We start from the raw sequence: 13,729 nt of genomic DNA, 5'->3' as shown, positions 1-13,729 counted from the left end.
CATACAAATTAACTTTTAGCATATTTTTCCACCAATTTTTCTGCACAACGTTCACCATCCATTGCTGCTGACATGATTCCGCCAGCATATCCAGCACCTTCACCACAAGGGAATAATCTTTTTACTTCAAGGTGTTCTAAATTTTCTTTATCTCTCGGAATACGAACAGGAGAGGACGTTCTACTTTCAATACCAATAATTTGTGCTTGGTTTGAAGCGTAATTTCGCATCTTTTTACCAAATTGTTGTAAACCATCTTGCAATGGTTTTCCAATAAAATCAGGAAGTACTTCTAACATATCCATCGAAACAAGCCCAGGCTGATATGAAGTATCAATCAAGTTTTTTGAAGTACGTTGTTTGATAAAATCATCTACCAATTGTGCGGGTGCAGTTTGTCCACCACCAGCCATTTTACAGGCTTTTTGTTCCAATTCTTTTTGTAATTGCAAACCTGCTAAAGCACCAAATTGTTTGTAAGGTAAAACGTCTATTTCATTGATGGCAACTACCATTCCTGAATTGGCAAAACGGGAATCACGACGAGAAGGAGACATGCCATTTACTACTAATTCGCCAGGAGCTGTAGCTGATGGAACAATAAAACCACCCGGACACATGCAAAATGAAAATACGCCTCTTTGTATTCCTTTATGAAAAGTTTGTGCAACTAAACTGTAAGAAGCTGCGGGCAAATACTTTCCACGTTCTTTGCTGTTATATTGTAAAGAGTCGATTAAAGATTGTTGATGTTCAATCCTAACGCCCATGGCATAAGGTTTTGATTCAATTAATACGTCTCTCTTTTGACATAATTCAAAAATATCTCTTGCCGAATGTCCAGTAGCTAAAATAACTCCAATACCAGAAATCTCTCTTCCATCTTCCAAAATAACTCCTTTGATTTCCTTTTGTTGCATGATAAAATCAACAACTTTGGTATCAAAATGTACTTCTCCGCCAGCATTTAGAATACTTTCTCTGAGTTCGGCAACTAATTGTGGTAATTTGTTTGTACCAATGTGTGGATGTGCATCAATCAAAATCTCTTCTGTTGCACCGTGGGCTACAAAGATTTCTAGCACTCTTCTAATATCACCTCTTTTTTTACTTCTGGTATATAGTTTTCCATCGGAATATGTTCCAGCTCCACCTTCCCCAAAACAATAGTTCGATTCAGGATTGACGATATGTTCTTTATTGATGGCAGCTAAATCCCTTCTTCTTGCTCTAACGTCTTTTCCTCTTTCTAAAAGAATTGGTTTTACGCCTAATTCTATCATTCTCAAGGCAGCAAATAATCCCGCTGGTCCAGCACCAACAATAATTGCTTGCTTTGCTTTTGAAACATTTTGATAGTTTTTTTGAAATTCGATTCTTGGCGTAGGCGTTTCATCCAAAAATACTTCTGCTTCGATATTTACTTTTACTTGTCGTCCACGAGCATCAATTGACCTCTTTAATGGACGAACAATAGCATCTGCATCAGCAGGAAATTGAAGTAATTTACTTAAATGATTTTTGAAGTTTTCTTGGTCGAACGCAATTTCTGGCTCTAAAACTAATGATATATGTTTTCTCATGATTGTAAGGTTTTTATCCTTAAATGAATAATAATTTCTTAGGAAAAAGGTTTTTATGGGACAATTGTTGATTGTTCAACAAAAGCCAATAAAAAACCCGTAAATTTTTCTACCAAAAAAGAAGTAAAAAAACTTACGGGATTAATAAAGGTTTACTTATTTAAAAGGGACAAATTCCATGTGAATCGGCACTGAAACTCCAGCGTAAACGATATTATTTCTTAAAATCATTTTTTGCTTTGTCAGTGAAACCACATCAAAAATGCCTGTAAAACCTTGAATGTTGATGTCTAATTTAGTGTCATTTTCAACAAATTTCCATGCACCATAAGCTTGTGCTTGTTTAGAAACTTTGTCGTAAGAACGCACAGTGAATGTTTTATCGAAAACATAAGTAAGTTCACCAATTAATTTTGAATTACCTCCAAATAATGTTGGGTCAACCACGTCACCAGAAGTAGTTGTGAAACGGTCAATTTGCCATTCAGAAGATTGGATAACAGTCACTTTAGTTTCAACTGGATTTACATTATCGTCAGAACAGGCAAAAGTGATAATTGCAAAAAGACATAATAAGAGGAAATGATTTAGTTTCATGTTGTTGCTAGTTTAAAAACTCAAGAATCGAATTTTCTTTAACAAAGTTAAAGGTTTTCTTCCGAAATTGCCAGAAGTTATCCTTCAAACACTATTAAAATACAATCACGAAACGTGAAAAAAGCTTCTATTATTATAATTATTTTATTGATTTATACTCAGTTGGCTTTTGCGCAGTCTGACTGCCAACCTGTTTTTCAATACACTCCATCAACTCAAAATGGAGTAATTAATTGGGGACAATTTCCTGAATTTTCATTGCCCTTCAAGATAGTCTATACAGGCCCTCGTTTTAATGATGCCAACCGTCTTCCCTTGAAACATGGTTTCACCCATTTGGCTACTTTTACCGAAGCAGATGCAAGTCTGCCTAAAGAAAACAGAGCAATTTTGTGGGGAGGAGTAGCCAGTTTGGCAGGTCAACCCTGGTATGAAATTGAAAGCCCTTGGGCAAATGATTTAACCAAATACAAAGCAAAGTGGGATGATGATATGCGTGGCATGGCTGGTTTGTTTAGCGATACCCAAGGAAATGCAATGCCTAATTTAGATATTTTGATGTTGGATATTGAAAGAGAAATTCCGACAGATGCGGGAATTCGTGCTTTAAAAACTGATACTTCTATTCCTTCTCAGTATCGTTCTTTGTCGGACATTGATTTTACAGAACGTTACAAAAGAGATTTATCAAAATTGTATGCAGAACCGATTACTTATTTGCAACAGAAGAGTATCCCTACAAGTACACAATTTGCATCTTATTCAGACGCTCCGATAAAAAATACTGAATTTCCCCTAAATTATACTTGGCAAGAATGGCTGACCAGTGATAGAGTCTTGAATTATTACATGAAAGATACAATTACGAACTTAACAGGCGGGAAATTCTATCAACAAAATACTTTTTTAGCTCCATCAGCCTATTTTTGTTACGAGTATGGTTCTTTGCCCTATCCAAATATTGCTTATCAATTGTTTCAAGTTGAAGCAAATGTGGCTAGAAGTAACAAAGATGTAATGTTGTTTCAATGGCTTACTTACAATAAATGTCAGCCAAGTTCTACGTATGGTTTCAATGTGAATATCAAAAAATACTTAGCTGAGGCTCAAGGAATATTTCCATTTTTTTCAGGTGCAAAAGGACTTTGGCTTTGGGAAGGCCCATATACGCCTGATAATCTAAACTACTCCATTTACGAATCTTACATTTATGGTTTATACAGGCTTTCTGAGTTCAAAGATTTTTTTACTGGAAATTATCGCTTAGTGATTCCTAAAACTGCTTATGACCATTTTAGAGATCAAGATCCTATTTGGAGAGGCGTAGTGAAAAATAATGAAATTCTCATTGCAGCCATCAATGAGTTTGCTCAAGATGGAGAAAGTACAGAACTAACTGTTCATTATGGAGACTGGTCTCAGAAAATTACTTTGAAAGGGAAAGAAACTTTTTTATGTAAGTTTACTTTGCCTGATTTGCAAAACAGCTACGTACTTTACCCAAATCCAACATCTGGTAAATTCACTTTTGAATATTTTGGAGAAGGTTTTTTAAGGGGAAACTTTAAGATTTATGATTTCTTGGGGAGGGAAGTTTATTCAGAAAATTATAATACTTCGTCAAGTTATCTTTCTGCTAAAAAGGAATTTGAGTTGAATTTGCCTTCTGGCAATTATATTTTGAAATATGTGGAGGGGGAGAAAAGTGTTACTAAAAAAATTATTATCAATTAATGAACAGACTAGCCAAAGAAACATCGCCATATTTATTACAGCACGCACAAAATCCTGTGGATTGGTTTCCGTGGGGAAAAGAAGCATTAGACAAAGCCAAAGCTGAAAACAAACCTATTTTGGTAAGTATTGGCTATTCGGCTTGTCATTGGTGTCATGTAATGGAACACGAATGTTTTGAAAAAGAAGAAGTAGCCGAAGTGATGAACCGCTATTTTGTCAATATAAAAGTAGATAGAGAGGAGCGTCCAGACGTAGATGCTGTTTATATGGATGCCGTTCAGGCGATGGGCGTTCATGGTGGCTGGCCTTTGAATGTTTTTTTAATGCCCGATGGAAAACCTTTTTATGGCGGAACATATTTTCCGAAAGTCAATTGGTTGAAATTACTCCAAGCTGTTGATACTGGTTTTAAGAATAGTCAGGAAGAATTGCAAAAATCAGCAGATGGTTTTACGCAAAACATGCTTTTTAAGGATTCTGTAAAGTATGGATTAGAGCCTGAAAGTCAGATTTTTACCAAAGAAGATTTGCAAGTAATGGCTTATAAATTAGCTAATACTTTTGATGACGTTTGGGGTGGTTTTGAAAGAAGTCCAAAATTCCCGATGCCTTCTATTTGGGCTTTTTTGTTGCGATATGTTCATGAAACAAAAGATGAAAAAGTGCTGAACCATGTAAAATTGACGCTAAATCGTATGGCAATTGGTGGGATTTATGACCAATTGAGTGGAGGTTTTGCTCGTTATTCTGTGGATGGAGAATGGTTTTGTCCACATTTTGAAAAAATGATGTACGATAACGGTCAATTGGTAAGTCTATATTCCGAAGCCTATTCTTTGACAGGCGAAGTACTTTATAAAGAAGTAGTGTATGAAACCGTAGCTTGGCTAAAGCGAGAAATGACCAGCGAAGAAGGCGGTTTTTATTCGGCTTTGGATGCTGATTCAGAAGGAGTTGAAGGTAAATATTATGTCTGGACGAAAGATGAAATTGAAGCCATTTTAGGAGATGAAGCCGAAGCATTTTGTACAAATTACCAAGTAACAGAAGAAGGTAACTGGGAACATGGCGTAAATATTTTGTGGAAGTATGAGCCAACTTTGAATGAACATTTTAAAGAACAGATTGCCAAATTGAATACGATTAGGAATACACGTATTCGTCCTGGATTGGATGATAAAATACTTTGTTCATGGAATGCTTTGATGCTAAAAGGTTTGGTAGATGCTTACAGAGTATTCGACGATGAAAGTTTCTTGGCTTTAGCCATTGATAATGCACATTTTATCAAAAATAAATTTATGCTTGGTGAGCAATTGATGCACAGTTACAAAAATGGAGAAACGAAAATTCAAGGATTTTTAGAAGATTATGCGGCTTTGATTGATGCTTATGTAAATTTATACCAAGCTACTTTTGATGAAATTTGGTTGAATGATGCTGAAAAACTGACACTTTATGCTTTCCAAAATTTCTGGGATGAAGAAGATGAACTTTTTTATTTTACTGATAAAAATGCGGAGGAATTGATTGCCAGAAAGAAAGAGATTTTTGATAATGTGATTCCGAGTTCAAATTCTATTATGGCGAGAAACCTTTATACTTTAGGCTTGATTTTGGAAAGAGAGGATTTTTTGAATTTATCTAAATTGATGCTTTCAAAAATGAAAAATCTATTATTGAAAAATGTAGATTATCTAACTAACTGGGCTTGTTTGGCAACACAAATGCTTTCAAAAACTCCAGAAATCGCCATTATCGGAAAAGACTTTTTGGATTACAGAAAACAATTCGATCAGCAATTTTTCCCGAATAAAGTACTTTCTGGAACAGCTTCGAAAAGTGAATTACCATTGTTAGAAAATAGAAGTGCCAAAGAAGGCGAAACCTTAGTTTTTGTTTGTTACGACAAAACTTGCCAATTGCCAGTAAAAACAGTAGAAGAGGCTTGGGAACAGATAAAGAAATGATGAGTTTTGGATTTTGAGTGCTGAGTTGCAAATTTGAAATTTTCATTCAAAACTCAGCACTCATCATTCACAATTCAAAAGAAATTCCCTCTGATTCCTTTTTATCGGCATACAAAATAATCTCTTCTTTTTTACCATTTATGCTGAAACGAATGGCAGTTGTATTTGCACCTTCTTTGCCTGTATTGTTGGCAAAAACTGTGAGGATATTTTTTTGATTGGCTCTCAATTTTAAATTCAATAATTTAGGTTTTCGAGTCAATAAATGTTTTTCAAGAATATATTGTCCGTTAAAACAAACCGAAACAATGTCACCATCTTCATTTTCATGGTCGAAAAGTTCAATATTTAATTCATCTTTATTTACTTTAAAATGGTGCTTAATTTTTACTTTTCGCTCCATTTCGCAGTAAATTTTCTCTGCTTTTCGTTCAAGATAAGATTTTGTGATGGTTTTGATGGGTAAATTATAAGAAATTTGAAAGCCAATGTAAGCTCCGTTTTCTAAGGCAGAAGTAGAAGCCACCACTTGATTATTAATAATACCAGAATAAGTATTATCGACAAAATGTGATAATGGGATACCAACCCTGATTCCCATATTCAATGAACGCATATCGTTAGTTGGTCGCCAATAGGTTTTTCCAATTTCAAAGAAAATCATGTTGTTTGTTCTATTCACAACTTTACTTTCAATCCTAAATCCTTGTCCATTGGCAATCCAATCTTCGCTTTCTTTAGCAGATTGACTCAAAAAATTCATCGTTCTAGCACCAACTTCTAAATAATTTCTTACTTCTCCTAAACCTCTTCTTCCTCTTGATTTTGAAGTATAAGTAACACTTCCTGAAAAGCCAGAATATTCTAATGTGTTTTGCCAAATACTTGATTCTTTGCCATTTATAAAATAATGATATTGGTCTTTAATAGCGTAACTATTGGGAGATGAAGTATAATATGCTCCGATTTCTGTTTTGAAAATACGATTGTTTCTTAGGAGTTTTGAGTATGTTATTCCTAAATCAAAAGAACCAATCAAACCGTATAATTCGGTTTTTCCATCTCTATTGACACTTGTATTAATCGGCAAAGCTGTAAATGGAAAAAGATTATATGAAAATGCACTTTGCTGAAAACCATTTGTAATTGAAGTATTTTGTGGTAAACCAAAAGTAAATAAAGTAGCCGAAGGATGAATGCTAATAGTGCTAATACCTTCTTTATTAGAGATTTGAGCCAATGAAAAATGACTTAAAAAGAATGAAAGTAGAGGAAAAATTTTTTTGAGAAGTATAGATTTTTTCATAAAATGATTTGTTTAGATGATTAGCTAAATTACAGAAAATTAGATTAAGTATAAAACTCCTCATTCCAAACTCGCCATTCCTCACTTATTTAATTCTATCGGGATTTTCATTTACAAAAGCTCCCCAACCTTTTTTTGTTCCCTTGTTGGTCGCCATGATACTTGTGCCATGAAAATGATGACAAACGGCAATGCCCAAAGCATCGGTAGCATCAAACATTTTTGAGTCTAATTTCATTTTTAAAAGTTGGTCGAGCATGTGAGCGACTTGTTCTTTTGAAGCATTTCCATTGCCCGTAACCGATTGTTTTACTGTTTTGGGCGAATACTCCACAATCGGGATTTCACGAGATAAAGCCGCTGCCATCACAACGCCTTGGGCTCTACCCAATTTCAGCATCGACTGAACGTTTTTTCCAAAAAATGGAGCTTCAATTGCCATCTCATCGGGCATGAATTCTTCAATGACTGAAATGATTCGTTCATAAATTTTCTTTAACTTAATTTCCTGCGTGCTATATTTGCTAACGTTGATAACGCCATATTGTAAAACTTTCATTTCGTTACGTTGAACCAATATCACACCATAACCCATAAAACGAGTACCTGGGTCAACGCCTAAAATTATTTTCTCTGTATTATTTACCATTTCTTAGCACAAAAATTTCCGTCCCTGCCTTTATCTTTTCATGCAAAATACCAACGAAACAAATCCTAAAACAAGCATTTTATCTGAAAAACTATTTTTGTTGTTCAAAACTTTGCTTTTTGTTCTCATCGTTTGGATGCTTTACAAAACATTTAGAGACAAACAGCAAAATATTGGAGATTTGGTTGCAGAATGTCAGAAGGCTTTGGTTTGGAAAAATCTTTGGAAAAGCATTTTATTGATACTTTTAATCTTTTTTAATTGGGGTTTTGAAGCCAAAAAATGGCAACAATTAGCATTGAAAATTGAAGATATTTCTTTCCAAGAAGCCTTCAAAGGAGTTTTAATGGGCTTATCTTTGGGATTTATTACACCTGCCAATTTGGGCGATTATGCAGGAAGAATGTGGAAGTTTCAACATCAAAAAAGAGCCGAAAGTATTGGGGCAATTCTATTAGGAAATGGCATTCAGTTTTATGTTTCACTGTTATTTGGCACTTTATCTTTTGTCTATTTTTTAGTAACTCAACATCAGTTGCGTCTTAATTTCAATGCTGTAATTGTAATTGTCTTGACGATAAGTTTGTTTTTGGGCTTTTTTGCTTATCAAAAAAGACATCTTTTTTATCTTTTTATCTTAAAAATTCCCTTTTTGAAGAGATTTGCTCACACAATAAAAATCTTAGAACATTTTACGAATCAAGAAGTAAAAAGAGTGTTTTTATGGGGTCTGATGCGTTATTTGACGATTTCTTTACAGTTTGTATTAGTCTTATTAATTTTTCAAATCAAGTTAAATATCTTAGATTTATGGACTATCTCTTGTTTGATTTTTCTCGTAAAAACCATTGTGCCAGCCATTAATTTTTTGGGAGATTTAGGCATCAGAGAGTTTTCTGCGATTTATTTTTTTAGTTTTTATCAAGTAAATACTGCAGCAGTAATTACCGCTACTTTTGTATTATGGCTGATTAATATTCTGTTCCCAGTATTAGTTGGAAGTATTTTAGTGCTGAAAACAAGGGTTTCAATTTGAATTTTCATTTTCAAATCTCCAAATCTCCAAATTTTCAAATCATCAAATTAAAAGAATATGCTCTTTATCATCTTACTAATCATCAGTTTTTACTTTATTTTCAATCTGTTATTAATTGCAGTTTGGAGAGAAATGAAGCAAAGACATAAAGTATTTTCAAGTGAAAAAGACACAAAACTGACGGTCATTATTCCTGTTCGGAATGAAGAGAGAAATATTTTACGCTTACTTCAAGATCTAAACCAACAAAATTATCCTGTTGAGAATTTTGAAGTAATTATAGCCAATGACGGTTCAACGGACAATACAGAAAATATTGTTTTAGAATATCAAGAACAGGCAAAGTACTCTCTCAAAATCTTAAACTTATTGAATGATGCCAGTACTTCACCCAAGAAAAGAGCAATTCAAAAAAGCATTGAAATTTCTTCTGGAGAATTATTGATAACTACCGATGGCGATTGTTCTGTTTCAGCGAATTGGCTTAGTTCCATTCAGCAATTGTACAAATCAAAACATGCCAAATTAATAAGTTCTCCAGTAACTTTTACAGAAAAACGCAGTTTGTGGAATACGATTCAAATCATAGAATTTGCCAGTTTGATAGGTTCAGGAGCTTGTGCAATGTACTTGAAAAAACCAAATATGTGCAATGGAGCAAATTTGGCTTACACTCGTGAAGTATTCGAAGAAGTAAATGGTTTTTCAGGCAACGAAAACGTAGCTTCGGGCGATGACGAATTTTTAATGCACAAAATCGCCAAGAAGTATCCCGAAAAAGTATTTTTTAATCCAGATTTTGATGCCATTGTGAGAACTGAATCGCAAGTAGATTTAGCACACTTTTACCAACAAAGACGACGCTGGGCAAGTAAATGGAAACATTATGATAATTGGCAGGTATCGGCTTTAGCAGTTTTTATTTTCTTGGCAAACCTAAGTGTTTTGATGGCATATTGTATGTTGGATGATTATTTCGGAAAAGGAATTTTATTGCTAAAATTCTCAGCAGAATTCTTCTTTTTGTATTCAGTAATCAAGTTTTTAGGATATAAAAGCAAAGTAATTTATATTCCAATTGTTCAAATTATTTATCCATTTTATGTAGTATTTTTTGGTTTATTGGCACAAGGGAAAGGCTACAGCTGGAAGGGTAGGAGGTTGGAGTAGGTAATACTAAGTAAGCGAAGATATGGCAACTTTAGTTATTACGGTACTCGACCGAATGGTTTGTCTTACCTTCATTGTTAATACATAGAAATCTGTTGAAAATAGTTGTCTCAATGTATAAACAAATGGATGCAGTACTTACAAAGAGTACTCGCTTCTACTATGAAGTTAATGTTATTCAGGAATTATAAAAAATATTTAGCAGTTATACTTTGTTCGATTTGTTTTCGAACTATATTTGTTCATAATATTTTGCTAACTTAATTTAAGCTACCCTCATGAGAAAATTTTATTCACTAATGCTTTTATTATTTTGTTCAAGCTTACTAACTGCACAAAAAATTGATTTAGATAAATATGCTATCAAAGCATCTTATCTTCAACTTCCTTCAAACCCTCTTCCAGTAGAATTTACTACATTTTCAACAAAGTTTATTGCCAATGGTATCAACTTAAATGATGCAGGATATACAAATCGTGAAAGTGATTTGGAAGCAGTTTATTTCAAAATTAGTGGTTTTAAAAGAGTTACTACAGGGGGGCATATATCCATTAAAGTACAAATTGATGGATACGATATGGGTAAACCCGAAGTGGTTAAGAAAGAAGAAAAATCAAAGGATAAGGATGGGAAGGAAACAATTACGGTTTCCTACAAAATAACATTCAAGTATCTGGTTCCGATGAAATATACCATTACAGATTTAAATGGGAAAATAGTGAAGGATGGTTCATTGGCTGAAGGAATTCTTAGTTACAAAACTTATGAGTCAGGATCTTACAGTACTTCTACAGCCTTAGAAAACTATTGGAAAGAGAATGGCTCATCTGTAAAAAGAGGCCTACTTGGCGGCTTTATATCTGAAAAGCTCTCTACTTTTGAAGGAAGATTAAATTATGAAATAGGTTATGTTCCTCGAACAGTTAACGATATTCTGTGGTCGACAGACTCTCCAAAACATCCAGAAAATGAACAGTTTAAAAAGGTGTGTAGTAATGTAAAAGCTGCGATAGCAGAAATGACAACCGAAACACCTTTGAGCTTATCAAAGGTTAAACCTGCCATTGCTTATTACGACACCATACTAGTTAAATATGCAAAAGACGAAAAACCAGAGCGTAAATTAAGATATGCAGCATGGTACAACATGGCAATTATTTACTATTGGTTAGAAGACTATGACAATGCTATTCGCTGTTGTGATGGGCTTGTTGCCAACGATTATGATAAGTCTGATGCTAAAGATCTTAAAGCTGGTAGCGAGAGAATGAAAAGGGTATTGTCTGGAGAAATAAAGAGTAGTCATTATGTTCGAGATGTGAGCAATGCCACTGCACCTCCATTAACTACTTTTCAGCAGGAAGAAGAACAAGCTAGATTAAGTGCCTTAAAAGATAAAGCTATCCAAGAACAAGCTGCTAGAGAAGTTGCTAGTGCTAACCAACCTGTAGCCAGATCAGGTATGCTAGACTTAGATAAGACTGTCAATTCCGTCGGTGGATTATTAGGTAAAATGGGCAGTAAAAAAAGTTCTGTAGTTTTTGATAAGCCTTTAGCTGATTTAATAATTAGTATGAATGAATCATTCGCTAATTACCAATTAATTAGCAAATCATTAAGTGTGAATGGTTGTTCTTCCAATGCTGCTTTGGAGATGGGAACTCAATTAGAAAAATTCAAAACAGAGTATAATAACGTAGGAGGTAAACTTGATAAGCAATCTTCAACGAAAATGAAAACTTTAATTTCAGTATATGGAGAAATAACGGTTAAAGAAATAATGACAAGCTACATGGTACCTTCTGACCCTGCAAAGTTACAGAGCCTAATGGTTGACCCTATTAATTTGCTGAAAGATTTGACAAATGATTGCTTAGACTTAGTACTGAATAAAAATCAGGATAAGAAAATCATCTTAACATTACTTGCAGATATGCAAAAAACATTGAATTATGGAACTCATGGTTTATTCAATGATAATAATTGTAACAACCAAGCCTATGATTTAGCAAAATCAAGTTTTAGAAGATTGAAAACTGTAACAGAGCAATCTAATTTGTCTGAAGAAGTAAAAGGAGATTTCGCTCAATTACTTAATGCTTATTCGCCTCTTTTTCAAAGTGAAACAAACTTGACTAGAGAACCACAAAATACTAAGTTGATAGAAGACATTAATAAAAATAGTTATCCTGCATTTGTTTTAAAACTATTACAAACTCAATAATAATATGTTAAAATGGTTCTGCATTTTTTCGGCGTTCACAGTTTTTATCTCATCGTGTGTCGTTAGACAACCAAATGCCAATCAGGTTAGTTTTGTTTCAGAGGAGAACACAGGATTAATAAGAGTCCATGTGGCTGGAATTGGCAAGAATCTTCTTGAAATAGAGCAAGATGCTAAAACCAAAGTGTTTGAAAGCATTTTGTTCGTAGGTCTCCCATCGTCTTCTACAGAGGCTTATCGTTTACCAATGGTTGAAAATAAAGCAGAAATGCAAAACCATCCCGCTTTAAAAATATTCTTTAATAATAAAGAGTATAATCAATTCATTACTCGAGTAGATAGGCTTGAATACCTAAAACAAAGAGTAACTGGAGGTGGCAGAGTCCTTAATTTTAATATTACGGTTAACCATACAGCACTGAGACGCTACATGGAACAAAATCAAGTAATTAGAAAATTTGGATATTAATTATAAAAAATATCCAAGTTTAACTCCCTAGAATTTTCCACTGATGATTATGTGTAAAAAAATAAGCTTACTAATATTCCTAAGTTTTGTTGCTATGGCTGGTTTTGCTCAGAATAAGACTGATGTAAAAACAAATGAAACGCTTAATTCCGAAAAAAATGTAATTGTAAGACCAACTATTATGGTTTTCCCATTTTTTAAAGAAGGACAAAATATCCGTACGCTAGTAGAAGATGATGTGAATACTAGGTTAGTAATGGCGAAAGTTAAAGAGGCTTTTGATAAAAGAGGATACTCTACTATCGACTTTTTGTCGAAAGTTAGAAATTTAGCAGTGAATGAAGTATTGAATAGTGAAGCTCAAAGTGACTTGAAAACTCAAATTATTCAATCGTCTGGGACTGATATTTGTGTGGAGGTTGAATATAGCTTCCTCGAATCAAATAGTGGGAATGAAGTAAAACTAGTATTGAATTCTTATGAATCCTCAACCTCTTCAACTTTATCAAATAAAGTAGGGTTCTCAGGTAAATTTTACTCGCAAGACATCGGGAAATTAGCTGCCAGAGCCAATGACTCAGTCATAGAAGATTTTCTGAATGTGATGCAACAAAAGTTTACTGACATTATAGAAAACGGTCGATATCTTTCATTAGAGTTTAATTTAGCTGCTTCTGCTGACATAAAAATGAGTAGTGAAGTAACCAATGAAAAGCTACCACTTTCAGATGCGTTAGAATTATGGGTTGCAGAACATACAAAAAATTATCACATTCAAGGGGTAACAGATTTAAAAGTACTGTTTGATGTTATCAGAGTACCTAGATTAGATGCAAGTGGTAAAATGCTTACTACAACAAGGTATTCTCTTGATATTTTTAGATTTTGTAACACGTTGTTTCCTTCAGAAAAACCAGACAAAAAACTTAAAGTTGAACGACTGATAAAAGGAAATACCATCTTTATAACATTCAAATAATAAGTCTA

11 protein-coding genes are annotated in these 13,729 nt (G+C 33.9%); 7 read left to right on the top strand and 4 right to left on the bottom strand.

Annotation, left to right across the window (positions count from 1 at the left end; all coding sequences use genetic code 11):
* Nucleotides 1–8 precede the first annotated feature (8 nt).
* Nucleotides 9–1,583: an NAD(P)/FAD-dependent oxidoreductase gene (locus VB776_RS01400; RefSeq protein WP_323325289.1), complete on the bottom strand. Its 1,575-nt coding sequence runs from the start codon at nt 1,581–1,583 to the stop codon at nt 9–11.
* A 156-nt stretch (nt 1,584–1,739) separates the two neighbouring features.
* Nucleotides 1,740–2,180 (bottom strand): hypothetical protein, encoded by a 441-nt coding sequence (locus tag VB776_RS01395; RefSeq protein WP_323325286.1) that lies wholly within the window; start codon nt 2,178–2,180, stop codon nt 1,740–1,742.
* 114 nt (nt 2,181–2,294) lie between these two features.
* On the opposite strand from VB776_RS01395, the gene VB776_RS01390 reads away from it, so the two are divergent.
* Together VB776_RS01390 and VB776_RS01385 are read left to right on the top strand one after the other, a co-directional pair.
* Nucleotides 2,295–3,914, top strand: a complete 1,620-nt coding sequence (locus VB776_RS01390) for a T9SS type A sorting domain-containing protein (protein ID WP_323325284.1) — start codon at nt 2,295–2,297, stop codon at nt 3,912–3,914.
* Nucleotides 3,914–5,887, top strand: a complete 1,974-nt coding sequence (locus VB776_RS01385; RefSeq protein WP_323325282.1) for a thioredoxin domain-containing protein — start codon at nt 3,914–3,916, stop codon at nt 5,885–5,887. The genes VB776_RS01390 and VB776_RS01385 overlap by 1 nt, the downstream gene beginning before the upstream one ends.
* Before the next feature lie 67 nt (nt 5,888–5,954).
* Here VB776_RS01385 and VB776_RS01380 read toward each other — a convergent pair whose 3' ends face one another.
* Entirely contained in the window at nt 5,955–7,193 is a 1,239-nt protein-coding gene (locus VB776_RS01380; protein WP_323325280.1) for a hypothetical protein, read from the bottom strand.
* Nucleotides 7,194–7,278: 85 nt separating this feature from the next.
* Nucleotides 7,279–7,842 (bottom strand): crossover junction endodeoxyribonuclease RuvC, encoded by a 564-nt coding sequence (ruvC, locus tag VB776_RS01375; RefSeq protein WP_323325278.1) that lies wholly within the window; start codon nt 7,840–7,842, stop codon nt 7,279–7,281.
* A 40-nt stretch (nt 7,843–7,882) separates the two neighbouring features.
* Here ruvC and VB776_RS01370 point away from each other — a divergent pair, with 40 nt between their 5' ends.
* From VB776_RS01370 to VB776_RS01350, 5 genes are all read left to right on the top strand, one after another.
* Nucleotides 7,883–8,878 (top strand): lysylphosphatidylglycerol synthase domain-containing protein, encoded by a 996-nt coding sequence (locus VB776_RS01370; protein WP_323325276.1) that lies wholly within the window; start codon nt 7,883–7,885, stop codon nt 8,876–8,878.
* Between the two features lie 57 nt (nt 8,879–8,935).
* Nucleotides 8,936–10,048, top strand: coding sequence for a glycosyltransferase (locus VB776_RS01365; protein ID WP_323325274.1), 1,113 nt, complete (start codon nt 8,936–8,938; stop codon nt 10,046–10,048).
* A gap of 278 nt (nt 10,049–10,326) precedes the next feature.
* A complete protein-coding gene (locus tag VB776_RS01360) occupies nt 10,327–12,273 on the top strand; it encodes a tetratricopeptide repeat protein (RefSeq protein ID WP_323325273.1) in 1,947 nt (648 codons plus the stop codon).
* Nucleotides 12,274–12,277: 4 nt separating this feature from the next.
* Nucleotides 12,278–12,742: a hypothetical protein gene (locus VB776_RS01355; protein ID WP_323325272.1), complete on the top strand. Its 465-nt coding sequence runs from the start codon at nt 12,278–12,280 to the stop codon at nt 12,740–12,742.
* Between the two features lie 49 nt (nt 12,743–12,791).
* Nucleotides 12,792–13,721 (top strand): DUF6175 family protein, encoded by a 930-nt coding sequence (locus tag VB776_RS01350; RefSeq protein ID WP_323325270.1) that lies wholly within the window; start codon nt 12,792–12,794, stop codon nt 13,719–13,721.
* Nucleotides 13,722–13,729 lie beyond the last annotated feature (8 nt).

Origin of the sequence: Arcicella gelida (genome assembly GCF_034931025.1) — a bacterium.
Taxonomy (GTDB): domain Bacteria; phylum Bacteroidota; class Bacteroidia; order Cytophagales; family Spirosomataceae; genus Arcicella; species Arcicella gelida.
Note: the sequence above shows the minus strand (reverse complement) of the source record. Positions and strands in the feature narration are given on the sequence as shown.